The 23,154-nt window shown below is 69.5% G+C and carries 20 protein-coding genes; 11 read left to right on the forward strand and 9 right to left on the reverse strand.

Annotated elements, in window-relative coordinates:
* The first annotated feature begins 186 nt into the window (after window positions 1-186).
* Window positions 187-585 (forward strand): response regulator, encoded by a 399-nt coding sequence (locus tag KY572_RS40175; RefSeq protein ID WP_224249038.1) that lies wholly within the window; start codon window positions 187-189, stop codon window positions 583-585.
* Window positions 586-604: 19 nt separating this feature from the next.
* Here KY572_RS40175 and KY572_RS40180 read toward each other — a convergent pair whose 3' ends face one another.
* A complete protein-coding gene (locus tag KY572_RS40180; RefSeq protein WP_224249039.1) occupies window positions 605-1,633 on the reverse strand; it encodes a histone deacetylase family protein in 1,029 nt (342 codons plus the stop codon).
* Between the two features lie 148 nt (window positions 1,634-1,781).
* Between KY572_RS40180 and KY572_RS40185 the strand changes: the two genes are divergently transcribed.
* The 7 genes from KY572_RS40185 (at window position 1,782) to KY572_RS47945 (ending at window position 10,304) form a co-directional block, all read left to right on the forward strand.
* Entirely contained in the window at window positions 1,782-3,833 is a 2,052-nt protein-coding gene (locus KY572_RS40185) for a methyl-accepting chemotaxis protein (RefSeq protein WP_224249040.1), read from the forward strand.
* A gap of 61 nt (window positions 3,834-3,894) precedes the next feature.
* Entirely contained in the window at window positions 3,895-5,169 is a 1,275-nt protein-coding gene (locus KY572_RS40190) for an MFS transporter (RefSeq protein ID WP_224249041.1), read from the forward strand.
* Window positions 5,170-5,298: 129 nt separating this feature from the next.
* Entirely contained in the window at window positions 5,299-5,904 is a 606-nt protein-coding gene (locus KY572_RS40195) for a Sec-independent protein translocase subunit TatA/TatB (RefSeq protein WP_224249042.1), read from the forward strand.
* A gap of 35 nt (window positions 5,905-5,939) precedes the next feature.
* Window positions 5,940-7,145: a twin-arginine translocase subunit TatC gene (gene tatC, locus KY572_RS40200; protein WP_224249043.1), complete on the forward strand. Its 1,206-nt coding sequence runs from the start codon at window positions 5,940-5,942 to the stop codon at window positions 7,143-7,145.
* A complete protein-coding gene (locus KY572_RS40205) occupies window positions 7,142-8,251 on the forward strand; it encodes a potassium channel family protein (protein ID WP_224249044.1) in 1,110 nt (369 codons plus the stop codon). Before tatC ends, KY572_RS40205 begins: the two co-directional genes overlap by 4 nt.
* Before the next feature lie 91 nt (window positions 8,252-8,342).
* Window positions 8,343-9,260: an MBL fold metallo-hydrolase gene (locus tag KY572_RS40210; RefSeq protein ID WP_224249045.1), complete on the forward strand. Its 918-nt coding sequence runs from the start codon at window positions 8,343-8,345 to the stop codon at window positions 9,258-9,260.
* Between the two features lie 192 nt (window positions 9,261-9,452).
* Window positions 9,453-10,304 (forward strand): bifunctional transcriptional activator/DNA repair enzyme AdaA, encoded by an 852-nt coding sequence (locus KY572_RS47945; RefSeq protein ID WP_317987966.1) that lies wholly within the window; start codon window positions 9,453-9,455, stop codon window positions 10,302-10,304.
* A 36-nt stretch (window positions 10,305-10,340) separates the two neighbouring features.
* On the opposite strand, the gene KY572_RS40225 is transcribed toward KY572_RS47945, so the two are convergent.
* The 3 genes from KY572_RS40225 to KY572_RS40235 form a co-directional block, all read right to left on the reverse strand.
* Window positions 10,341-11,186 carry an aldose epimerase family protein gene (locus tag KY572_RS40225; protein ID WP_224249046.1) on the reverse strand — a complete coding sequence of 282 codons (846 nt, stop codon included), beginning with the start codon at window positions 11,184-11,186 and terminating at the stop codon, window positions 10,341-10,343.
* A 7-nt stretch (window positions 11,187-11,193) separates the two neighbouring features.
* Window positions 11,194-12,831: an L-glutamate gamma-semialdehyde dehydrogenase gene (pruA, locus tag KY572_RS40230; protein ID WP_224249047.1), complete on the reverse strand. Its 1,638-nt coding sequence runs from the start codon at window positions 12,829-12,831 to the stop codon at window positions 11,194-11,196.
* A gap of 117 nt (window positions 12,832-12,948) precedes the next feature.
* On the reverse strand, window positions 12,949-13,434 hold the full coding sequence (locus KY572_RS40235) for a response regulator (protein ID WP_407660090.1): 486 nt from the start codon (window positions 13,432-13,434) through the stop codon (window positions 12,949-12,951).
* 188 nt (window positions 13,435-13,622) lie between these two features.
* Here KY572_RS40235 and KY572_RS40240 point away from each other — a divergent pair, with 188 nt between their 5' ends.
* Window positions 13,623-14,102 carry a hypothetical protein gene (locus KY572_RS40240; protein WP_224249049.1) on the forward strand — a complete coding sequence of 160 codons (480 nt, stop codon included), beginning with the start codon at window positions 13,623-13,625 and terminating at the stop codon, window positions 14,100-14,102.
* A 48-nt stretch (window positions 14,103-14,150) separates the two neighbouring features.
* On the opposite strand, the gene KY572_RS40245 is transcribed toward KY572_RS40240, so the two are convergent.
* From KY572_RS40245 to KY572_RS40265, 5 genes are all read right to left on the reverse strand, one after another.
* A complete protein-coding gene (locus KY572_RS40245) occupies window positions 14,151-14,480 on the reverse strand; it encodes a hypothetical protein (protein ID WP_224249050.1) in 330 nt (109 codons plus the stop codon).
* 146 nt (window positions 14,481-14,626) lie between these two features.
* Window positions 14,627-15,925: a hypothetical protein gene (locus tag KY572_RS40250; RefSeq protein WP_224249051.1), complete on the reverse strand. Its 1,299-nt coding sequence runs from the start codon at window positions 15,923-15,925 to the stop codon at window positions 14,627-14,629.
* Between the two features lie 53 nt (window positions 15,926-15,978).
* The gene (locus tag KY572_RS40255; protein WP_224249052.1) at window positions 15,979-16,833 is read right to left on the reverse strand and encodes a polyprenyl synthetase family protein; all 855 of its coding nucleotides are present in this window, start codon (window positions 16,831-16,833) and stop codon (window positions 15,979-15,981) included.
* A gap of 16 nt (window positions 16,834-16,849) precedes the next feature.
* Window positions 16,850-18,247, reverse strand: a complete 1,398-nt coding sequence (locus KY572_RS40260) for a pyridoxal phosphate-dependent decarboxylase family protein (protein WP_224249088.1) — start codon at window positions 18,245-18,247, stop codon at window positions 16,850-16,852.
* A gap of 311 nt (window positions 18,248-18,558) precedes the next feature.
* The gene (locus tag KY572_RS40265; protein WP_224249053.1) at window positions 18,559-20,142 is read right to left on the reverse strand and encodes a thiol-activated cytolysin family protein; all 1,584 of its coding nucleotides are present in this window, start codon (window positions 20,140-20,142) and stop codon (window positions 18,559-18,561) included.
* Between the two features lie 314 nt (window positions 20,143-20,456).
* On the opposite strand from KY572_RS40265, the gene KY572_RS40270 reads away from it, so the two are divergent.
* Complete coding sequence (locus tag KY572_RS40270; protein WP_224249054.1) at window positions 20,457-21,659, forward strand: glycoside hydrolase family 19 protein; 1,203 nt, start codon at window positions 20,457-20,459, stop codon at window positions 21,657-21,659.
* A 283-nt stretch (window positions 21,660-21,942) separates the two neighbouring features.
* A complete protein-coding gene (locus KY572_RS40275; RefSeq protein ID WP_224249055.1) occupies window positions 21,943-23,046 on the forward strand; it encodes a tetratricopeptide repeat protein in 1,104 nt (367 codons plus the stop codon).
* Window positions 23,047-23,154: the final 108 nt, after the last annotated feature.

The raw sequence follows: 23,154 nt of genomic DNA on the forward strand, positions 1-23,154 counted from the left end.
AAGTCCTCTTGTACGAACGTGCTGCATGGTCAGGACCGCGTGCTCCCGCCGCGGCGCCTGCTCCGCTTATTCCCCGTCGCGTGGGTCTGCCTCGCTCGGTCTCCCGTCGAGCGCCGGGCGTCTTCCCCTGGTGGCCGCCCTCGCGGGGCGTCAGCACCCTGAGGGAAGGGGAGGAGGAGAGAGGCCATGGAGTATCTGAACTGCTTGTTGGTCATCGATGACGACCACGACATCCGGCTGTCACTCCAGGACGCTCTCGAGATGGAGGGGTACCACGTCGCCACCGCGAGCTCGGGCCGAGAGGCCCTGGAGTCTCTCGAGCACGGCCTGCGACCGGACCTCATCCTGCTCGACCTGATGATGCCCGACATCAGCGGATGGGCCTTCCGCTCCTGGCAGCGCGCCCACCCGGAGTTCGCGTCCATCCCCGTGGTCGTCGTCTCCGGCCAGGGCCTCAGCCCTCCCGAGGTCGCCCGGCTCGGCGTGGACGGGTACCTCGCCAAGCCGTTGGACCTGGATCACCTGCTGGACACCGTGGCGCGCTTCGTCCCGCCCAGCCACCAGCCCGGGGTCGCCTCCTGGTAGGGCGGGCGGGCCCCGCGGCTCAGAGCCGGGGCCAGTAGGGCTTCAGCGCCTGCCGGCTCCGGGCCAGCGCGTGCATCGCGTCCGACGTCGTCTCCCCGTCGGGGAACGAGTCTCCCCGGCCCGCGAGCACCTCCACGCAGGCATGCACGGACTGCGAGAGGCCCTCCAGCGAGTACCCGCCCTCCAGCAGGAGCACCAGCTTGCCTCCGCAGACGCTCTCGGCCAGCGAGCGCATCGCCGCGCACATCGCCGCGAAGCCTCGCTCGGTGAGCATCATCCCCCCGATGGGATCGCTCCGGTGCGCATCGAACCCCGCCGAGACGAGCACCAGCTGCGGCCGGAACTCCTCCGCGATGGGCAGGAACAGGTCCTGGAAGATGGCCGCGTAGTCCGCGTCCGTGGCGCCTCCCGGGATGCCGCAGTTGACGGTGAAGCCCGCGCCCGCGCCCGCGCCCACCTCGTGCGACGCGCCCGTGCCCGGGTAGTACGGGTACTGGTGCACCGACTGGTAGAGCACGTCCCGCCGCTCCCAGAAGGCCGCCTGGGTGCCGTTGCCGTGGTGCACGTCCCAGTCGAGCACCAGCACCCGCTCGGCCCCGTGCCGGCGCGCCGTCTCCGAAGCGATGGCCACGTTGTTGAAGAGGCAGAAGCCCATGGCCCTCCCGGGCTCGGCGTGGTGCCCGGGGGGGCGCACCAGCGCGAAGGCATTGCGCGCCCGGCCCGCCATCACCTCGTCCACCGCCTGCACCGCCGCCCCCGCGGCCAGCACCGCCGCGTCATAGCTGTCCGGCGAGGCATGGGTGTCCGGATCAATCTCCGCGAAGTCCCCCGCGATGCCCAGCAGGTACTTGCGCAGCTCCGGTGTGTGCACGGAGGCCAGCTCCGCCTCCGTCGCCGAGCGCGGCTGTCCTACCTGCGTCCCCTCTATCGGCGCGCGGGCCAGCACCGAGAGGATGCTCCGCAGCCGGGCCGGGCTCTCCGGGTGGCGGGGGCCGGGATCATGCTTCAGGAACAGGGGGTCGGTCAGCAGCAGGGTGGGGGGCGTCATCCGGCACACTCCTGGGCGGAGAGGCTAGGACCTACTCCCCCCGTGCACCAGAATCCACGGTGATCCCGGATTCTTCCGGTCGTGAGGGGAGGAAACGACCTTCCCGTTCCTTGCCCTTTGTTGGATTCCCTCCTTTGATGGCGTCGCCTTGGCTCGTCGCTTCCAGAAATTCGGTCTTCGAGGAGTTCTCTTCGGGTTCTTCACCGCGGCTCAGGCCATCCTCTTCCTGGCGCTGTCGTTCGTGGTGCCGGACTGGGTGAAGGAGTTCCTGGACACGCGGCTCGCCGTGCACGGGCACGCGAAGGCCCAGGAGATTGCCCGTGTCATCGCCACGGAGGGGCTGTCCGTCCAGCCGGGGGATCCCCTGCGGGCGGTGCTCGACCCCATGCGCCGGGACGATGACTTCAAGTTCGCCGTCATCGTCAACAAGGAGGGCCAGCGCGCCGCCACCGTGGGCAGCCCGCCGGGCGACCTCGACGCCATGGCCACCCGCTTCGTCCGGGAGGGGATGCCCGCCGAGCTCGACCTGGAGAGCGGGGATCGGCTCATCACCGAGCCGCTGGAGGGGGACAGGGGGTGGGTGCTGGTGGGGCTGAACTTCTCCGCCATCAACAAGGCGGTGTACGCGCTGCGGCTGAAGGTGCTGGGCGTGTTCGGCGTGGGGATGCTGCTGTTCCTGCCCCTGTTCATCTTCGTCACCCGGGCGCTCATCCTCCAGCCGCTGGACGCGATGATGTCCATGGCGCGCCGGCTGGCGGAGTCGGACCTCACCGGCCGGGTGGAGGTGGTGACGCAGGACGAGCTGGGCAAGCTCGCCGAGGCGCTCAACCGCATCGCCCAGAGCTGGCGCGAGACGCTGGGCCGGGTGCGCGGCGTGTCCGAGGGCCTGGCCGGCGTCATCGAGCAGATCTCCCGCACCGGCACCACCGTCTCCTCTGGGGCGGGCACCGTCCAGGCGCGCGTGGAGGAGACCTCCTCCTCCATGGTGGAGATGCTGGCGAGCCTGCGCGGCATCGCCGACAACGTGGAGGTGCTCTACCAGAGCGCCGAGCAGAGCAGCTCCTCCATCGTGGAGATGGCCGCCACCAACGACGAGGTGGCCGAGAACGTCCAGTCCATGGCCGCCAGCGTGGAGGAGACCACCAGCGCCATCGAGGAGATGTCCTTCTCCATCCGCGAGGTGGCCACCAACATCTCCGCGCTGTCCTCCTCCACGGAGGAGACATCCACCTCCATCAAGCGGATGGACTCCTCCATCGGCCAGGTGGAGACGAACGCCAACGAGACGGCGCGCCTGTCCGAGCAGGTGTCCGAGGACGCCCAGTCCGGCGTGGAGTCGCTGCAGAAGACGCTCACGGGCATCGACCGCATCAAGGAGACGAGCCGCACCGCCGCCGGCGTCATCGAGAGCCTGGGCAAGCGCATCTCGGACATCGGCAACATCCTCAACGTCATCGACGACGTGGCCGAGCAGACGAACCTGCTGGCGCTCAACGCCGCCATCATCGCCGCCCAGGCGGGCGAGCATGGCAAGGGCTTCGCGGTGGTGGCCGAGGAGATCAAGGACCTGGCCGAGCGCACCGGCGCGTCCACCAAGGAGATCGCCGACCTCATCCGCAGCATCCAGGACGAGAGCCGCAACGCGGTGGCGGTGATGAACCAGGGCGTGCGCAACGTGGAGGAGGGCGTGCAGCTGGGCCGCGAGGCGGAAGGGGCGCTGTGGAAGATCAACGACAGCGCCCAGAAGGCCACGCAGATGGTGAAGGCGATTGCCCGCGCCACGGTGGAGCAGGCCCGCGGCAGCCGGCAGGTGACGACGGCCATCCAGCGCATCTCCGAGACGGTGTCGATGATCTCCAAGGCCTCCAACGAGCAGGCCAAGGGCAGCGATCAGATCATCAAGAGCGCCGAGCGGATGAAGGCCATCACCGCGCACGTGCAGCGCAGCAGCCAGGAGCAGACGCAGGGCAGCAAGCAGATCACCCGCTCCATCGAGAGCATCAACGAGATGGTCACCCACCTCAACCGCGCCCAGAAGGAGCAGACCAAGGGCAGCGAGCAGGTGCTCAAGGCCGTGGAGACCATCAAGGGCGTGTCCGAGCACCAGACGCGCTCCGTCAAGCAGCTCGAGGAGGCGATCGACCACCTGCAGAAGCAGGCCGAGGTGCTGCGAGGCGAGGTGCGCCGCTTCCGCGTGTGAGTTCGGGGTCGGCCGCACCCACAGTGCGCCGCCGGGCCATGGGTGCTAGGAATGCACCTGCATGTCGTCCAAGCCAGTCTCCGAGCGCGCCGTCATCTTCCTGATCGGGGCGGTCCAGTTCGTCAACATCCTCGACTTCGTGATGGTGATGCCGCTGGCGCCCTACTACTCGGGGGCGCTGGGGATCGACTCGGCGCACACCGGCATCATCGCGGGCAGCTACACCGCGTCGGCGAGCATCGCCGGGCTGCTGGGCGGCTACTTCCTGGACAGGTATGACCGGCGCAAGGCGCTGGCCGTCTCCATGCTGGGGCTGGTGGTGGCCACGGCGGCGGGCGGCCTGGCCACGGGGCTGCACTCGCTGATCGTCGCCCGTGTGTGCGCGGGCATCTTCGGCGGCCCCGCCACCTCGCTGGCGCTGGCCATCATCGCGGACATCATCCCCTCGGAGCGGCGGGGCAAGGCGATGGGCGCCGTGATGGGCGCCTTGTCGGTGGCGCAGGTGATGGGGGTGCCCCTGTCGCTGAAGGCGGCGGACCTGGCCGGCTGGCGCGCGCCCTTCCTGGGGGTGGCGGCCATGGGGCTGCTGGTGGTGCTGGGCGCCATCTTCTTCCTGCCGCCGGTGCGCGGCCACCTGGAGAAGGGGACTCGGGCCGAGCACCCGGTGGGCGTGTGGGAGCTGCTGGGCCGCAAGGACGTGCAGCTGTCCTACCTGATGTCCGCGCTGGTGATGATGAGCGGCTTCATCCTCATCCCCAACATCCCCGCCTACGTGGTGCACAACCTGGGCTACCCGCGCGAGCAGCTGTGGAACCTCTACCTGGTGGGCGGCGTGGTGGGCTTCGTGACGCTGCGCCTGGCGGGCTCGCGGGTGGACAAGATGGGCGCCTTCCGGGTGGGCACCGCGGGGGTGCTGCTGGGCATGGCGCTCACCTACATCGGCTTCGTGAGCTACCCGGTGTGGTTCCCCATCCACGGCATCTTCATCGGCTTCATGGTGGCCATGGGCATGCGCAACGTGGCCTACAACACCCTCACCTCGAAGGTGCCGGAGAACGCCGTGCGCGCGCGCTTCCTGTCGCTGCAGTCGGCCATCTCCCACATGGCCTCGGCGCTGGCCTCGGCCGTCCTGGCGCCCATGCTCCTGACCACCCTGCCGGACGAGAGCCTGGCGGGCATCGACCACGTGGCGGAGGTCTCCATCGTCCTGGCCATGGCCATCCCGCCCCTGCTCTACGTCGTCGAGCGTCGCGTCCGGGCCCAGGCCGCGGCCCGGTCCACCCCACCCCTGGCGGGGACCCCAGCCCTGGCGTCCTCGGGCTCCGGAGACCCCTAGGCTGGCGCCCCGAGCAGCTTCCGGCCGGGCAGGGACTGTGCTGGACGGACGCTGGCGAGCGCCTCCCCGTTGCGCTGGACGCCCCATGGCGCGATAACCCCGAGACGTCTTCCCGCGGAGCTGTCCTACATGTTCAACATCGGCGCAGGCGAGATGGTGTTCATCCTGATAGCCGCGCTGCTCGTGCTGGGGCCGAAGCGGCTTCCGGAACTGGCTCGCGGCATCGGTCGGTTCCTGCGCGAGTTCCGGAGGCAGACGGACGAGGTTCGCGGCGTGGTGGTGCGCGAGTTCTACCAGATGGATCAGGAGATCCAGCGCGAGCCCACCCCGGCGGCTCCGCCTCCGTCGACTCCCGCGCCGCACGAGCTGAGCCCGCCCATCCAGCCCTCGCTGCCGCTGCCCCCGGACATGTCCCTGGGGCTTGAGCACGCGTCCCATCCCCACCCTGCGCCGGACGGCGCGGCGCTGGGGGCGGCGGCCCAGGCCGGTGGCCCGGTGGCTCCGGAGGGCACTCCGGGAGCGCCTGTCGGCGGCCCGGTGCCTCCGGCTGGCAACGCGGTGGCTCCAGCTGGCAACGCGGTAGCCCCGGTTGGCAACACGGTGGCCGCGGCTGGCATCCCGGTGGGGGCGCCGCCGGCCAGCACGGGTGGGGCAGGCTCGGAGGACGAGGAGCCCCTGCCGCGGTTTGATCCCATCCCGGGCACGGTGGCCCGAAACGCACCGAAGCAGAGCTAGCCTTGGATCCATCCCACTCGGAACCCGAACTGCGCATGTCGCTGGCGGAGCACCTCACGGAGCTCCGCTCGCGCCTGCTGAAGTGCACCATCGCGGTGCTCGTCCTGGGCGCGGCCTCCCTGGTCTTCGCCCGGCCCATCTTCGGGCTGCTGATGAAGCCGGTGCTGGAGGCGCTGCCCGCCGGAGGGCGCTCGCTCGTCTACACCTCGGGCATCGAAGAGATCAACGTCCTGATGAAGGTGGGCCTGTACTGCGGCCTCTTCCTCACGACGCCCGTCATCCTCTGGCAGATCTGGGGCTTCGTGTCGCCGGGGCTGTACCCGGAGGAGCGCCGCTACGCCTCGCCCTTCGTCTTCCTGGGCTCGGTGGCCTTCATCGCGGGCGCGCTGTTCTGCTACCTGGCCATCCTCCCGTCCATGTTCCAGTTCCTCCTGAACGAGACGGACTCCACCGCGCTGGGGACGCAGCTGGACACCGCGAAGCTGCGCACGGAGGACGCGATGCGCTTCCTGCGGATAGGAGACGCGGAGCGTGCGGGGCAGCTCGCCCGGGAGGTGAGCACGAGCCTGCAGGCCACGGGTGAGTCGCAGCTGGTGAACCCCGAGGTGGTGCCCTCCGAGGCGGTGGAGATGTCCGCGCGCCTGGAGGGGCTGGGGCAGCTGCTGGACGCGGCGGCGGAGGGCTTCGGCGCTCCGGCGCGGCTGGTGCTGCGCCAGGCGGTGGAGAAGCGGGTGGTGGCGGTGGAGGCGTTCGGCCGCCAGGACTTCGCGGCCGCCGCCACGGCGATGGATGAGGCGGCCAGCCTGCTGGCCGGTGTGGCTCCCACGCGCACCGAGGAGCTGGCGGGGATGTGGAAGCTCCAGAAGGGGCTGGCGGCGGGGCATGCGCGGCACGAGGCGCTGAGCTGGACCAGGCCCATGCTCACCATGAACGAGCAGCTGTCGCTGGTGCTGGTGCTCATCCTGGCCTTCGGCGTCATCTTCGAGCTGCCGCTGGTGATGGCGCTGCTGGGCATCGTGGGCGTGGTGCAGAGCAAGTGGCTGTTCCGCTACCAGCGCCACGCCTTCGTGGTGTGCATCATCCTCGCGGCGCTGCTCACGCCGACAGGTGACGTGGTGAACCTGTCGCTGATGGCTGGCCCGATGTTGATGTGCTACGAGCTGGGCGTGCTGGCGGTGTGGATGATCGAGCGGAGGCGGGCGCGCAACGAGGCCTCCACGAGCATCACTCCCTCGCCATGAAACAGCTGACGCCTCCACGCAGGCGCCTGGTGGTGAATCTTCGCTACCTCCGGGCCCTCACCAAGCGCTTCCGCACGACGCTGATGCTGACGGCGGCGCTGTTCCTGGGCGCGCCGCCCGTGTACCAGTGGCGGTGCCTGGCGCCGGGCGGAGAGCACGTGAGCGCGGGCAAGGCGCTGCAGCACGTGTACTTCCTGCTGTTCGGTCAGCCCTCGCTGGACTGCGGGGATGACTGGGTGGCCATCCTCTTCAACATCCTCATCCCCCCGGTGGGCATCGCCCTGGTGGTGGATGGCGTGGTGCGCTTTGCCTACCTGTTCTTCGCCAAGCACAAGAGCGACAAGGAGTGGATCGAAGTGATTGCCGAGACGATGAAGGGCCACGTCATCGTGTGCGGGGCGGGCCGGGTGGGGTACCGGGTGGTGGATCAGCTGCGCGCCATGGGCAAGGACGTGGTGACGGTGGAGAAGCGCGCGGACGGGGCCTTCGTGGGGGTGCTGCGCGACGAGCAGGTGCCGCTGCTCATCGACGACATCCGCAGCCCGCAGTGCCTGCCGCGCATGAACGTGAAGGCGGCCTCGGCCATCGTCTGCGCCACGGACGACGATCTGGCCAACCTGAACATCGCCCTGGACGCGCGGCGGCTCAACCCCAACATCCGGGTGGTCATCCGCCTGTTCGATGACGACCTGGTGGCCAAGGTGCGGGACACGTTCAAGGCGGAGGCGCTCTCCAGCTCCTCGCTGGCGGCGCCGGCCATGGCGCTGGCGGCGCTGGATCCGCGCATCGTCCACTCGTTCCGGATCGGCGGGCACCTGATGGTGGTGTCCATCTTCGAGGCGCGCACGGGGCTTCCGGGCATCACCATCTCCGAGATGCGCGATCGCTTCGGGGCGCTGGCGCTGGCGCTGCGCCGGGGGCACGAGGAGAAGCTCCACCCGAACGGTGATCAGCGCATCCAGCCGGGGGACCTGCTCACGGTCCAGGCGGAGTATCCGGACTATCGCCGGCTGCGGGCCTTCACGGGCGAGTCCCAGCCGCCCATCTGGTCGGACAACGAGTACGCCCTGCCGTCCGGGCCGCCGCGTATGACGGGGACCGACTGAGCGCGTAGCGAGCGGGGCTGGCGGGGCTCGGACGGTTGTCGGCTGTCGGTGCGAGCGCGTAAGAAGGGCGGTCGTTTCAGGAGACCGCACCATGCTTCGCATTGCTCCCTTTGTGTTGCTCGCGCTCGTCGCGGGCTGTGCCTCCGTCCAGCGTCCGGCTCGAGCGCAGGTGACGCTGACCACCGCCGGGGATCCGCGGGTGGGCACGTACGTGTCCTCTCCGTGGTCGTTCAGCACCTCTTCGTACTGGATCGAAGGGCCCGAGGGGCTCATCCTCATCGACGCGCAGTTCCTGCCCTCGGAGGCCGAGGAGTTCGTGAGCTGGGCCGAGCAGGTGACGGGGAAGAAGGCGGTGATGGCCATCGTGCTGCACCCCAACCCGGACAAGTTCAACGGCACGAACATGCTGCGGAAGCGCGGCATCCAGGTGGTGACGAGCGAGCAGGTGCGCACGCACATCCCGCACGTCCACAAGATCCGGACGGAGTCGTTCTTCGATCGCTACAAGCCGGACTACCCCACGGAGCTGCCGCTGCCGGACAGCTTCGGGTCGGCCACGACGGAGCTGAGCGCGGGAGGCGTGACGGTGAAGGCCCACGTGATGGGCCCGGGCTGCAGCGAGGGCCACGTGGTGGTCGAGTTCGAGGGGCACCTGTTCCCGGGAGACCTGGTGGCGAACGACTCGCACAGCTGGCTGGAGATCGGGAAGCCGGATGAGTGGCTCAGGCGCGTGGACGAGATGAAGGCGCTGAAGCCGAAGTACGTGCACCCGGGCCGTGGGCCCTCGGGGGGCGCGGGGCTGCTGGACATGGAGCGCGCGTACCTGGAGCGCGTCATCGCCGAGGTGGCGGCGGAGAAGCCGCAGGGCGCTCCGAACAAGGAGGCCCTGGAGCGCATCCGCTCGAGGATCCTGGCGGCCTACCCTGGGATGCGGTTCGAGGTGTTCCTGGGCATCGGGCTGCCGGCCGAGTGGGAGCGACAGGCTCGGGCCGCCAGCTCGGCGCAGTAGGTCTCAGTCCTCGAGAGAAGAGGACCCCCGGTGGGTCGACACTTGTACCGAACTGGTATGACAGGCAGACCAGTTCGTACAGCTCGCGCCGGCCAGGGGCTCCTTCACGATGTGGGGTGAGCGCAAGAACCGGGTTGTCCGGGGGCGGCGCTGGCTTTACGGATGAGGCATCCTCCTCGGAGCCTTCGAGCCATGGCCACCAGCGACTACGCCCGGATCGAGCGCGCGATCCACTTCCTCGACACACGTGGACAGCAGCAGCCCGCCCTCGCCGAGGTCGCCGCCCACGTGGGGCTGAGTCCCTTCCACTTCCAGCGCCTGTTCACGCGCTGGGCCGGCATCAGCCCCAAGCGCTTCCTCCAGTTCCAGACGATGGCGCACGCCCGGCAGCTCCTCGCCGAGCGCCGCAGCCTGCTCGACGCGACCTATGACGCGGGGCTGTCCAGCGGCGGGCGCCTCCATGACCTCTTCGTCACCTTGACGGCGATGACGCCGGGCGAGTTCAAGCAGGGCGGGGCGGGCCTGACGCTCCGGTACGGGGTGCATGCCTCCCCCTTAGGGGACTACCTGCTCGCCGTCTGTGAGCGCGGCATCTGCGCGCTGAGGTTCCTCACGGGAACCTCTCCGGACGAGATCGTGGCGGAGCTTCGGGCCGAGTGGCCGCGCGCCACGCTGGTGCAGACTGCCGAGGCCACGCGTCCTTACGCCGAGCGCATCTTCCCCGAGCGGAAGCCGAGCAAGCTCCAGCCGCTCAGCCTCCTGGTGAAGGGGACGAACTTCCAGCTCAAGGTCTGGGAGGCGCTTCTGCGCATCCCCACGGGAGCGGTGGCCACCTACGAGGACATCGCCCAGGCGGTCGAGTCACCGCGAGCCGTCCGGGCGGTAGGCTCCGCGGTGGGCGGCAACCCCATCGCGCTCCTCATCCCGTGTCACCGCGTCATCCGGAAGACGGGGGCGTTCGGCGAGTACCGGTGGGGCCTGACGCGCAAGCGGGCGATGCTCGCCTGGGAGTCCGCCCGGCACTCTTCGGACGAAGCCGCCTGAGGCGTCTGGGGGAGGCTGCCCAAGGTGTAGCGGCGCTCAAGCTTCGATCTCGAACACGAGCGAGACGCGCTCGCCAGGAGCCACGGGGAGCAGTCCCTCTCCGGTGGCCAGCGCTCCGGCGGAGGCTGTCCAGGGCTCCACGCAGACGAAGTCGCGCCCCGGCAGCGTCCAGACGACGAGCCGCTGGAACTCGGGGCCCCACGACAGGTGCAGCGGCCGACGCCCCGGCCCGCGCTGGAGCACGGTGCCCGCCGTCGAGTGGTCGAGCAGGTGCAGATCCACCTCTTCGCCCGTGAGGTCCAGCCCGGTGAAGGGGACGACCTTGCCCTGCCGGTTGTCCCAGGCGCGCGTGGCGTCCGTGCGCACGGTGGCCGCGGCCTTGTCCGCCTGGGTGACGGAGAAGTACGGGTGGAAGCCCAGGTGCAACGGCAGGGGCCGCGTGTCCCGGTTCTCCACGTCGAAGTCGAGCGCGAGCTGCCCGCCGTCCAGCGCGAATGTGAGCTGCGCGTCGAAGCGCCAGGGGAACTGGCGCAGCGTCTCCTCGGAGGAGCCGAGCCCGAGCACGAGCAGGTCCTCCTCCGCCTGCCGCACCGTCCACGGCAGCTTCCGGGCGAAGCCGTGCTGCGCCATGGCGTACGACTGCTTGCCCACCGGGTACGTGTCGCCCGGGAGCTTCCCGGCCGTGGGGAAGAGGACCGGAATCCCTCCGCGCACGTTCTTGGAGAGGTCCACCACGCTGCTCTCGTCCAGGTAGAGCAGCTCATCCCCCTGCACGCTCATGCGCGTGACGAGAGCGCCGCGGCTGGGGATGATCTCCACGCGGGAGTCCCCATCCACCAGCGCATATGTCTCCAGTCCTCCGAGCCCCTGGAACGACGGCATGGCGCGCTCAGCCCTGCATGAAGGGGTAGGGCACTCGCGTGGGCGGAGCGAAGTTCTCCTTGATGGTGCGCGGGCTCGTCCAACGCACCAGGTTGAGCATGGAGCCCGCCTTGTCGTTGGTGCCCGACGCTCGCGAGCCGCCGAACGGCTGCTGCCCCACCACCGCCCCCGTGGGCTTGTCGTTGATGTAGAAGTTGCCCGCCGCGTGGCGCAGCTCGCTCATCACCGTGGAGATGGCCTTCCGGTCCCTCGCGAACACGGCCCCGGTGAGCGCGTAGCTGGCCGACTGATCGCACTCGCGCAGCGTCTCCTCGAAGCGCGCGTCCGGGTACACGTGGACGCCCACCAGCGGCGCGAAGATCTCCTCCTGCATGATGCGGTGGCGCGGGTTGGTCAGCTGCACCAGCGTGGGCTTCACGAACCAGCCCTCGCTCCGGTCCGCGTCTCCGCCCGCGACGATGCTGGCCTCGGCGCCGCTCTGCTTCGCCAGCTCGATGTACGAGGACACCTTCTTGAACGACCTCTCGTCGATGACGGCGCCCATGAAGTTGCGGAAGTCCGTCACGTCGCCCATTCGCAGCTCGGAGATGAACTCCTGCAGGCGCGCCTTGAGCCGGGGCCACAGGGACTCGGGGATGTAGACGCGCGAGGCCGCCGAGCACTTCTGTCCCTGGTACTCGTAGCCGCCGCGCACGATGGCCGTGGCCAGCGCGTCCAGGTCATCCACCGCCGAGGCGTGGGCGAAGATGAAGTCCTTGCCGCCCGTCTCTCCCACCAGCCGCGGGTACTGCTTGTAGCGCTGGATGTTCTCTCCCACCGTGCGCCACATGCTCTGGAACGTCGGCGTGGAGCCCGTGAAGTGCACCCCGCCCAGGTGCGGGCTCGTCAGCGCCGCCTTGCCCAGCGTGGGCCCGTCCCCCGGCAGGAAGTTGATGACGCCGTCCGGCAGCCCCGCCTCGCGCAGCAGCTCCATCACGTACCAGGAGCTCAGGGCCGAGGTGGGCGCCGGCTTGAACAGCACCACGTTGCCCAGGATGGCCGGCGCGGTGCACAGGTTGAGCGAGATGGACGTGAAGTTGAACGGCGCCACCGCGAACACGAAGCCGTCCAGCGGCCGGTAGTCCAGCAGGTTCCACGTCTGCGGCGGGCTCAGCGGCTGCTCGGCCAGGAGCCGCTCGGCGAAGTGGACGTTGAAGCGCAGGAAGTCGATGGCCTCGCACGCCGCGTCGATCTCCGCCTGGTGCGCCGTCTTCGACTGGCCCAGCATGGTGGAGGCGTTCAGCAGCGGGCGGTAGCGCGTGGCCAGCAGCTCCGCGGCGCGCAGGAAGATGGCGGCGCGCTCGTGGAACGGCATCCGGCTCCACTCCTCCTTCACCGAGAGCGCGTTCTGGATGGCCTGCTCCACGTGCCCGGCGTCCGCCTCGTGCACCGTGGCCAGCACGTGCGAGTGCTTGTGCGGCATCCGCACCTCGTCCGTCTTCCCCGTGCGGAGCTGCTTGCCGCCGATGATGACGGGGATGTCGATGCGCTCGGAGGCCATGCGCTGGAGCGCGGCCTGCAGCGCGGCGCGCTCCGGAGAGCCGGCGGTGTAGGGGAGGACGGGCTCGTTCTGGGGCGGGGGAACACGGGCAATGGCGTTGATCACGCGGAACCTCGGGTTCGAGAGGCGAAAGGGGCGCGGAGCATAGCCCTTTGTCCCCGAGGTGGGAGCGGAAAGCCCGGCGGGTTTTCCCTGCGTGACAGACCGCGATGACCGGGCGCGTCAGCCCTGCTGGGCGAGCTCGAGCCCGGGCGCTTCCACCCGAGGCCCCCGGCTCAGCAGGGCGTGCAGCTGGGCGATGAGCTCCGGAGGCTTCACCGGCTTCTGCAGATAGACGTCCGGCTGGCTCACGGCGGGCTCCTCGAGCCGGGGCGGGTAGCCGCTGAGGAAGGCGACCCTCAGGTGCTGGAGCCTCGGTTCCAGCCGCACCCGGCGGCACAGCTCGTAGCCATCCATCCCGTCCATGCTCACGTCCGACAGGAGCACGTCCGGAGGGCTCGCCAGCATCTGCTCCAGCCCGGCCTCTCCACTCGGCGCCACGGAGCAGTCGAAATCTTCCGCCAGCAACAGACGCAGGGTCTCCCGCATCGTTCGGGTGTTTTCCACGATGAGCACATGAGGCTTCACGATGATGACGCTCCCGGAGGACCTCGGCGCAGGCTCGGGACCGTGAGCGCCGGAGAGGTGTGCTTGGGGTGACGAAAGCACTCCAGGCAGAGGAAGGAAAGAAACGGGTCCACTGGGACCCAGGCGAGGTTCTTCAGAGGATGCCTGCTCGGGTGACGGAGGGACGAGGACACTACCCGAAGGGGAACGCGGAGGCGGGGACGGAGCGTCAGCCCTGCCGGAGCGAGGCGTCCGGTGGCCCCGTCCGATGTAGGTCCAGGAGAGACGCCATGTGCAGGTACGCCATGTACGGCCCCTACAAGGAGCACTACGCCTGCTTCCAGTGCCGCAAGAGCTTCAAGTGGCCGCTGGATGCACGCCAGAAGCCTTCGAGGGAGCAGCAGCCGGAAGAGGTGAAGTGCCCTCAGTGCCGCGAGCCGATGGCGGACATGGGGCTCGACTTCCGGCCGCCGAGGCAGCGGGACACGCGCCAGTGGGAGAAGGTGCAGCAGCTGTTCGTGCGCGGGTACACGTACCACTCGTGCGGCTGCGGCGGGCCCGGCTACCGGCCGCGGACGCTGCGGGAGATTCCCGAGTTCCTCGCCAGCCTGGGGCCCTGCTCCGCGGGAGATGCCCTGCTGCGACGCATCAGCGCACGCGAGCAGGGGGGCGCGCGATGGAAGCGGGAGACGAGCCGCTCGGAGAACCAGCGCAGGGTCTCCGACCACTGGCCCCGCCGCTCGGTGCTCACGAAGGTGCGTGCGAGGTAGGGCGGCCCGGGAGGCCGCCGTGGACTCCCGGTCCACCGTGAGGCGCCCTCACTCCTCGGGCGGTGGGTTCACCAGCCCTCGGCGAGAGACCTCGGAGTCTGCCTCCTCGTCACCCCGCGCCTCGCGCTCGGGCACCTGCTCCTCCTGCCACTCCTCGCCGCGCTCGACGCGCTCTTCCCACTCCGTCTGCGCGATGGTGCCGAGGCTGGCGTCGGCATCCCTGGCCGCGAGCTCGCGGGCCCGTGCGGCCGAGTCCCGATCCATGGCATCCGAGACCTCGCCGCGGTTGCGCGGCTGGAAGTTCTCTCCCGGCTGCATGCTTGCCTGCCGATCGTCCGCGATGTCCCTGGGCGTGTCCTTCGGGTTCTTGCCAGCCATGGCGTCGTCTCCGTGGTGTGGTCGAGCGGGGATCCGCTTGGCTCAAGTTCGGCACGGGGGAGGCTCGGACAACCTCCCTCGCGCACGAGGGACTGCTCGCCCGCCCGTGCGAGGGACGGGCTTCTGCCGGAGGTGAAGCCGTGTGCTCAGCGTGAGGAACGCTTCTTCTTCCTCTTCTTGCCGCGCGGCGGCTCGTCGGAGACCGGCTGCACCTCGGCGGGGACCTGCTGGGGGGACCCGGCAGCTTCGCTGGAGGGCGGGGCTCGCAAGGCACGCAGCTCCTGGCCCGTCTCCTTGATCACCCAGCTCAGCCACACCAGGTTGGGCACGCCCCACATCAGGAGCGCCAACAGCTTCAGCAGGCCCCCGTCCTCATGGGGGGTCAAGCCCAGGAAGGGGAACACGATGGAGCCCGTTCCCCAGCGCTGGCTGTAGCCCCATGTCAAAGGAGCACCGAGCGTCGTGGACCACATCAACAGCCACAGCACCACGCCCCTGCCACCGATGCGCCGGCTGTCATAGGCGGCCTGGACGACGGAGGCGCTCACCAGCAGGGCGATGATCAGGACCCACTCCCACTCCAACAAGGTCAAGAGGAAGGCAATGGGGACGGCTCCGTTGAGGAGCCCCAGCGAGTTCCAGGGGTCGAGCGGTGGCGGCACGCGCTGAGGAACCGCGCGGGCCGGGGGAGCGGCCGGCGGAGCTTCCACCCGAGGAGGCTCGGGTTGCTCGGCGGCCTTGGGACTGCTGGGCTCGGGGACGCGCGGCGGGCCCTCCGAGGAGGGGGGCGCCACCTCAGGCTGGGACAGCGTGAGGGGTTGCACCTGCGGCAATCCATCGCGCTCAGCCACCGTCAGCCAGCCGCGCGCGGTGGTATGGAGCGCCCGTACCGCCTCGCGCACCTGGTTCATGGACAGGCGGTCGCCCGCGCGAAGGGCTTGAATGAGCCGCCGCGACTCCACCCGAAGCGGGTCATGCGCCTGCGCCGCGCGCGAGGCCTCCTCGAGGAAGGCCTGAGAGGCCTGCACCCGGCCAGGAGGCTCCTTCGGGTCCACGTAGCAGGCCAGCAGCTCCGAAGACATGGAGGCGGAACTCCACCGGAGCGGGCGCAGCTTGGGGCGAGGCTGGAGCGTGGGGCCGTTGGGGGAGAGGAGGACCAGGCCAGGTGGCAGCAGGGGCCTGGCGAGGGGCAGTTCCACCAGCCAATCGGCTCCCGTGTCGTGCAGCAGGAAGTCGGTGTCCGGAAGTTCGCCCCTGGCCACCTGGGCTTTTCCAGGCTGGGGAGCCAGCTCGAGACGCAGGCTCAGCTCCTTCCAGGTGCTCTGGCGCAGCTGCCGCCGCACCTTGCGCTGGTACAGCAGCAGCGAGGCCCCTCCGGCCACCAGCACGATGACAGCCAGGAATCCCAGCGTGAGCACCAGCCCCGAGTCCATGCGGCCGAGCATATGGCAGTCCAGGTCTGACACGCTCAACGCCTGCTGCCGCGCTGCCTCGGCCGTCAGCCCCGTCGCGACAGAATGGCGCCGATGTCTCCGACCAGGGAGATGAGGGCTGGCGGTACACCCTCCACCCGGATCCTGGACGTCTCCTCCATGCAGAACTCGTACATCTCGCGGCGGACCTGCTCGTTCAGCACCAGCGCTCGGGCCTCCTGGGGCCGCCCTGCCTCGAGCGCTCTCAGCACCTGCTCCCTGGAACCTCCCATCCGTTTGAACAGGAGCTCGGGAAAGCGGTTCAGCCCGGCCTTGAGGTCTCCGAAGGGCTCGTGATGCTCATCGAAGTAGTCGTCGAAGTCGTCGAGCACCTGCCGTATCACCCCCAGCGCTTCGGCGGCCTGGCTGACCACCGGATCAGGCTGGCGACCTCCCAGCAGCTGCCCGCACTCCACTCCCGCCTTCACGTGCAGCCCCGTGATGGCGTGGATCATCCTCAGGTACTGCTCGAGCATGAGGGGCTGGAAGTCCGTCAGCTTCTTGAGCTCGAGCTCGAGGATCGCGCCCCCGTACGCTCCCTGCACGAACGAGTTCAGCACCTGGTAGATGCGGACCTGGCAGTCCACCGGCGTTCCGGCCAGGGTCATCGCTTCGGTGAAGGCGTCGAGCGCCTGCGTGCTCATCACCACCGCGTGCAGGACCGCCGGCATGACGCCCACCTGGCGATGCAGGCACAGCCTGCCCGCGCGATACATCGAGTCGTCGAGGGCGTCGTCCACGGTCAGGATGGATGCGTCCAGGAGCGACGCCCCGCGGAGCACCGCCTCGAGCGACGCTGGAATCACCCGGCCGGTGGCGTGCTCGAAGCCGATGCGCACGTAGTTCGGCAGGGACTTCTCGGAGGGGTGAAGCTCTCGCACCGATTCCTCTTCTGGCCTATGCCGCCGTGCGCCTCTCCGTGGCGGCCGAGACGATGATGTCGAGCGCCTCGGCAACACGGTCCTGATGCGTCCGGTGCCCCAGGATGCAGACCCGGATGATCTGCCGCCCTCCGGCGACGGCGCTCATCAGGAACACCCGGCCGCTCGAGTTGATGCGCTGGAGCAGCTCGACGGTCGCCTGGTCCGCCTCGGCCACCGCGGCCGGGCTCGCGTCACGCGGCCGGACCCGGAAGGCGACGGTGCTCAGCTCCGGAGCCCACGGCAGCTCCAGCGTCGGGACCGCCGCGAGCCTCCGATGGGCCTGCTCCGCCAGGTCGAGCTTCTCGTCGAGCTCCGCGCGAAACGCGGCCACTCCATGCAGATGCAGCGGGAGCCAGACCCGCAGGCCGCGAACCTCGCGGGTGAGCTCCGGGCTCAGGTCCGAGTAGTTCGGCAGGCTCTCGGTGGACTGGGCGTCCTGCATGTAGGAGCCACGCTCCGCGTGCGCGGCGGCCAGCAGCGCGGGCTCGCGGACGACGAGGGCCCCGGTGCCGAAGGGAAGGAACAGGCTCTTGTGCGGATCCAGCGCGATGGAGTCCGCCTGCTCGAGGCCCGCCAGCCGCTGCCGCCCCCGAGAGGTCAGCCGGAAGAAGCCGCCGTAGGCCGCGTCCACATGGAGCCAGAGGCCCTCCTGCCTCGCCAGCGCCGCCATCTCCGAGAGCGGATCGATGGCCCCGGTGACGGTGGTCCCCGCCGTGGCGGCGAGCAGGAAGGGGCGGCGCCCCGCCTTCCGATCCTCGCGGATCAACGCGGACGCGGCGCAGAGGTCCATCCGCAGCTCGTCCGTGCATGGCACCACGCGGACGTTGCCGCGCTTGATGCCCGCCAGCCATGCGGCCTTGGCCACGGAGTGGTGCGTGTACTCGGTGACGTAGATCGTCCCTTGCGCGATGTCCTCGCCGAGGCGGCTCTCCCGGGCGGTGACGACCGCGGAGAGGGTGGCCAGCGAGCCCCCCGTGGTGAGGAACCCGGAGCTGCCGGCCGGCATGCCGCAGACCTCCTGGGCAATCCAGCGCAGGACGCTCTCCTCGAGCGCGGCGAGCGCCGGAGCGCCGAAGGCAAAGCTGCCATAGCGGTTGATCGCCCGGGCATAGAACTCGGCCAGCGCCGAGACGTAGAGGCCTCCGCCCGGCACTCCCGCCATGAACCCAGGGCCCGCCGTCTCGAAGGCGCAGTCCCGGGCCTGGTCCACCCGGCCCAGCAGCTCCGTCAGGTCACCTGCCTGCTCGGGGGGCGGACGGAAGAGGGCGGCGATCAGCTCCGCGGCGGCGGCCGGGTCGACCGGGTTGTCCGCCCGCCGCTCCGGCAGGGCTTCCATGAAGCGTGCGATACGGTCGACGACCTGCCTTCCCATCTCGAGCACGCTCGAGGGGGACGGCTCCAGGGCAGGGCTTTGCGCGGTGTGCTTCGAAGACGATCCCACTGGGGGCATCGAACGAACCTTGAGGGGGCAGGAGCGTGCGCGTTCGGAAGGCCGCGATTCTGATGAATCCCGCAACCTGGGTCCATAGGGGGGCCCTCGGCCCTCTCGTGCGGGCTCAGTGCCGGTCCTTTTGCAGGCGTCGTGCCACCGGACTTCGACTTCCCGCGCCAGGCCCGGGCTGTCCAGGCCTGGCTCGTGCCGGGGTGTGGCTGCTGCTCAGCCCGGCAGGGGAGCGGTACGGCTCAGTACATCGTCGCGGTGTAGCGCAGGCTGACCTTCAGGTTCTTGTACTCGGCGGTGTTCGAGCTGTACCCCTTGGGGGACCAGTCCTTGAAGTAGGTGCTGAAGGAGTGCGTGACGCTGGGGTACACCTCCTTGCTGCTCTCCCAGACCTTCGCGCGCACCACCAGGCTGTTGGCGTCCTTCTGGAGCTTGGTGACCACCCGCGTCTGGCCCAGGCCGATGCTCTCGTTGTCACCGCGCTTCACGTTGCGCCCGCTGGCCACGAGCACCTCGTCCACGTAGACGTCGTAGTTCATCTCCCCCTTGCCGAACGTCTCGCCGTTGGCGTGGATGTACAGCTCGTGCAGGGCCACGGAGATGGTGCTCGTCTTCCCGACGCAGGAGGGCACCGTGTAGCTCGTCGTCGAGGCCACCACGAGCGGCTGGTAGTTGGCCACGTAGCGCACCGTATAGGACAGCGGCACGCCCGGAGCGCTCGGCGAGAAGTTCGCCCCGGACTGGAAGTAGTTCTGCAGGGAGACGACCTTGTCCAGCCCGGTGCCGATCACCTCCACCGCGCTGCTGGCGGAGCCACCCAGGGCCAGCAGCGTCATCTTCGTCTCGCGCAGCACCCGCTGCTGCTCGGCGTCCAGCGTGATGGAGCCGCCCGCCCGGCCCTTGGTGAAGACCGCGTCCAGCGTGGCGCTCACCTTGGAGCTGTCCTCGGAGGACTCGAACTTCACCAGCAGCCGGCGCCCGTACGTCACGGAGCTGACATAGCCGGCCGGGTTGCCGCTGAAGATGAACGGGCGCAGGTCCGCCACCGTGGTGGAGGGCGTGAAGAAGGCCGAGGGGTCCGTCGGCGCCCCGAAGGACACGGTGTAATAGGCCTGGGTGAAGTCCACCAGGAAGGTCGTCTTGCTCTGCGTCCACGACTGGCCGAAGGTGGTGTTGAGGGTGGCGCCGGCGAACTGCGCCGCGATGCCCGCCTTCACCGAGCCCTCGTTGAGCGAGTGCGCCTGGTGCATCGTGTAGGCCACCTTGGCCGCGAAGTTGACGCTCTCGGAGGTCAGGATGCTGTGGATGGCGTCCTGGGCGCTCGCCAGGCTCGGGGACTGCAGGGTGCGGCTGTAGATGTACTCGGTCGGCGTCGAGCCGTCGATGCGGGCGTTGGTCAGGGTGATGGTCCCCGGCGCACGCGCCCCGCCGATGGGCGACAGCAGCCCGAGCGCCAGCGACTGGCCCTGCACGATGGAGCCCGGCCAGAGCACATCCGCGTTCGGATCAAAGGAGACGAGCTTGTCGAAGTGGTTCGTCTCGGAGACCTCGGTGTACGTGCAGAGGTTGATCGTCGAGTCCCGCACCTCCTCCTGGGTGGTGCTGCTCTCGCTGTGGCGGGTGCCCGGCAGGATGAGCGGCGAGATGCCCGTGAGGTAGTCGAAGACGGGCTGATTCTGGATGTCCTGCTCTCGGACGGAGAGCTCGGGGCCCGAGGCCTCCTGCACCGCGGGCGGGCGCGTCTCTTCGGTACCGGGCTCGCCACAGGCCTGGAGGCCCAGGACGGACAGCCCCATCAGCATCAACGAATGACGAACATTTCGCATGTCTCGATGTGTCCAGGTGGAGGGTGGAACGCAGACGCGCCGCCGCTGCCAGCGGCCTCGCGGGGGCTGTCCGTATACCCTGTCACATCGAGAAATTCACGCCAAAGTAGGAGAACGTGACTGGCCGGTCTACTGGGGGATTCCCCCATGTCGTGTCTGGTGAGAGGTGTCACCAGGAGTGACAACAGTTGTCACCAGGGGGGAGCGTCGTGGAGCGGTCAAATCATTGAAATCTGGTTTGTCCGAGAGGCGCCTGGTCTGGCACGCGCGATGCTCCGGGGGCCGCCGACCTTCCTTCCTCCAAGGAGAACCCGATGTCTCGAATGAGCATGCCGCGCTGTGTGTCATTGTTGGCTGTGATTGGACTGGGCGGATGTGCCGGCGACGAGTGGGAGGCTCAAGAGCCCCTCTCCCAGCTGGAGAGCGCCGCCATCGTGTCCAGCCTCTCCGAGGGCGACTACGTCATCCGCTCCGCCAGGACGGGCAAGTGTGTCGACGTCGCCTCCTCCAGCACCGCCGATGGCGCCAAGGTCCAGCAGTGGGACTGCAATGGCACCAATGCCCAGAGGTTCCACATCTCCCCCACCTCCGATGGCTTCTGGAAGATCATCAACGTCAACAGTGGCAAGGCGCTGGACATCAAGGGCGTGAGCACCGCCCAGAACGCCGAGCTCCACCAGTGGTCGTACGTGGGCGGCGGCAACCAGCAGTTCCAGTTCATCGCCCGCGGTAACAACCAGTTCAGCTTCCACCCGCGCCACACGGGCATGGCCATCGATCTGTACTGGGGGTCGGCCGACAACGGCACCATCTACGTGCAGTACCCGTACGGGGGCGGCGACCACCAGCGCTTCACCCTGGACAAGGTGGGCGGCACCACGCCGCCTCCCGCCACGGGGCTGGCCAGCATCCTGAGCGAGGCCACCTTCAACGCCATGTTCCCCGGCCGCAACGGCTTCTATAGCTACTCGGCGCTGCTGGCCGCGGCCAGCACCTTCCCCGCCTTCGCCACCACGGGCGACACCGACACTCGCAAGCGAGAGGTCGCCGCCTTCCTGGCCAACGTGGGGCACGAGACCGGCGGGCTCGTGCACATCGAGGAGATCAACAAGAGCGTCATGTGCGACACGAGCTGGGGGCCCCCGGGCTGCGGCTGCGCGCCGGGCAAGTGGTACTACGGCCGTGGCCCCATCCAGCTGTCGTGGAACGGCAACTACTGCGCCGCGGGCAACGCGCTGGGCGTCAACCTCAAGGACGACCCGGACCTCGTGGCGCGCGATGCGGCCATCGCCTGGCGCACGGGCCTGTGGTTCTGGATGACCCAGACGGGCGCGGGCTCCATGACGGCGCACGACGCCATGGTGAACAACCGGGGCTTTGGAGAGACCATCCGCACCATCAACGGCGCGATGGAGTGCGGCGGCAGGAACCCCGGCCAGGTCCAGAGCCGCGTGAACAACTACCTCAACTTCACGGGCCGGCTCGGCGTGAGCGCCGGCGGCAACACCGGCTGCTAGAGAGCGCTCCCGTGAGCCCCTGTCGTCCTGCCCGTCACCCTCCCGGGCCATCCGCTCGCCGCCGCGGCGCTCCTGCCGGGTGAAGTGGCAGCCCTTGGCGGGTGGTTCTGGCCCAACTGGTATGACAAGTGGACCAGTTGGTCCGGACCGCGACCGACGGGGGCCTCCCTCCCGGGGCCTTCTTCGCAGCCGCCCTGTCTCAGGCGCCACGGTTGCCGCATCCCTCTGGTGTCCGGGAACCGATTCCTATACTTCCCGGCTGCATAGCGAGGAGCGTGTCGCGATGGGGTTCTGGGACAAGCTGCTGGGCCGGGGCAATGCCCGCGAGGGGCGGCAGGAGTCGGAGAGGGGGACCGCGGAAGCTCGCGTGTCCGAGCTGCTCGAGGAGGGGGTTCAACTGGCGTCGCAAGCGAGCTTCGAGGCCGCGGCGGAGCGCTTCAACGCGGCGCTCGTGCTCGTGCCGAACCATTCGCTGGTGCTGCTCAATCTCGCGAGCACCTATCAGGACCGTGGCAGCCGGGAGCAGCGGGGCGCCAACCGGCCGGAGGTGCTCGCGCAATATGGTCGCGCGGCCGTCGACCTCTTCGAGAGGGCGCTCGCGGGGGCGCCGCCGCTGTCGGCCCAGGCTCGAACGCAGGTGCTCATGCGGCTGGGGCGGCTGCTCCGCATCCTGGGCGAGTACGAGAAGTCACGCGAGGCGCTCCTTCGCGTGGTGCGCGATGCCGAGGCCGGCGAGCAGGCCAAGGACGCGGCGCGCGACGAGCTGGTCGCCACGCATGCGCGGCTGCTCGGCCTTCCCCAGCGCCAGCACTCGGAGAGTGAGGCGCGGCGCTTCAACGCGCTCTGGGAGGAGGCCACCTCGCCCATCCAGGACCTGCTGGGAGGGAGAGCAGGCACCATGGGCCCGCTCTCCGAGGAGAATGCGCGCCGGCTGGAGAGGGCGCGCCCGCTCCTCCAGCAGGCGCTGGAGCTGGTCCCGGACAACTGGGCCGCGGCGTGGGTGCTGGGCGTGGTGGAGCGACGCCTGGGTAACCACCCACGAGGGTTGGAGTGTCTCACCCGGGCCTTCGAGCTCAACCCCTACAACCCGAATGTGGGCCGGGAGGCGTCCATCTGCGCCGGACTCGCCGGGCGCATGGATGAGGCGGTGCGCTTCAGCGAGGCCGCCAGCGCGGTGGACCCTGACGACATGGGGCTGCTGGCCAACCTCGCGCTCAACCTGCTGTTGGCCGGGCGCGTCGCGGAGGCCCTGCCCCGGGCGCGGATGGCCGTGGCTCGCGCACCCAACGATCCCATCTCTCGAGCGGTGCTCTCGCTGATCGAACAGGTCTCCTCGGGAGGCATGTCCCTGGAGGAGGCGAGGCAGAGCGTGCTCTCGAGTGGGTAGGGGATGGACTCGCGCCGCGTGCCCCCTGAGGCCCCCGGGCGGGCCTGTACGCGAACATCCCTACCGTAGCAACCCGGTGCCCTCTCCTCGAGCGGGCACTCTCGGGCG

Origin of the sequence: Hyalangium gracile (assembly GCF_020103725.1) — a bacterium.
Lineage (GTDB): Bacteria > Myxococcota > Myxococcia > Myxococcales > Myxococcaceae > Hyalangium > Hyalangium gracile.

What these genes read in the sequence shown, in the direction of transcription:
- KY572_RS40190 (WP_224249041.1), top strand. Translation starts at nt 3,895, where the DNA reads ATGTCGTCCAAGCCAGTCTCCGAGCGCGCCGTCATCTTCCTGATCGGG.
- KY572_RS40205 (WP_224249044.1), top strand. Translation starts at nt 7,142, where the DNA reads ATGAAACAGCTGACGCCTCCACGCAGGCGCCTGGTGGTGAATCTTCGC.
- KY572_RS40240 (WP_224249049.1), top strand. Translation starts at nt 13,623, where the DNA reads ATGTGCAGGTACGCCATGTACGGCCCCTACAAGGAGCACTACGCCTGC.
- KY572_RS40250 (WP_224249051.1), bottom strand. Translation starts at nt 15,925, where the DNA reads ATGCTCGGCCGCATGGACTCGGGGCTGGTGCTCACGCTGGGATTCCTG.
- KY572_RS47945 (WP_317987966.1), top strand. Translation starts at nt 9,453, where the DNA reads ATGGCCACCAGCGACTACGCCCGGATCGAGCGCGCGATCCACTTCCTC.
- KY572_RS40175 (WP_224249038.1), top strand. Translation starts at nt 187, where the DNA reads ATGGAGTATCTGAACTGCTTGTTGGTCATCGATGACGACCACGACATC.
- KY572_RS40270 (WP_224249054.1), top strand. Translation starts at nt 20,457, where the DNA reads ATGTCTCGAATGAGCATGCCGCGCTGTGTGTCATTGTTGGCTGTGATT.
- KY572_RS40225 (WP_224249046.1), bottom strand. Translation starts at nt 11,186, where the DNA reads ATGCCGTCGTTCCAGGGGCTCGGAGGACTGGAGACATATGCGCTGGTG.
- KY572_RS40245 (WP_224249050.1), bottom strand. Translation starts at nt 14,480, where the DNA reads ATGGCTGGCAAGAACCCGAAGGACACGCCCAGGGACATCGCGGACGAT.
- KY572_RS40275 (WP_224249055.1), top strand. Translation starts at nt 21,943, where the DNA reads ATGGGGTTCTGGGACAAGCTGCTGGGCCGGGGCAATGCCCGCGAGGGG.
- KY572_RS40210 (WP_224249045.1), top strand. Translation starts at nt 8,343, where the DNA reads ATGCTTCGCATTGCTCCCTTTGTGTTGCTCGCGCTCGTCGCGGGCTGT.
- KY572_RS40180 (WP_224249039.1), bottom strand. Translation starts at nt 1,633, where the DNA reads ATGACGCCCCCCACCCTGCTGCTGACCGACCCCCTGTTCCTGAAGCAT.
- KY572_RS40265 (WP_224249053.1), bottom strand. Translation starts at nt 20,142, where the DNA reads ATGCGAAATGTTCGTCATTCGTTGATGCTGATGGGGCTGTCCGTCCTG.
- tatC (WP_224249043.1), top strand. Translation starts at nt 5,940, where the DNA reads ATGTCGCTGGCGGAGCACCTCACGGAGCTCCGCTCGCGCCTGCTGAAG.
- KY572_RS40195 (WP_224249042.1), top strand. Translation starts at nt 5,299, where the DNA reads ATGTTCAACATCGGCGCAGGCGAGATGGTGTTCATCCTGATAGCCGCG.
- KY572_RS40260 (WP_224249088.1), bottom strand. Translation starts at nt 18,247, where the DNA reads ATGGGAAGGCAGGTCGTCGACCGTATCGCACGCTTCATGGAAGCCCTG.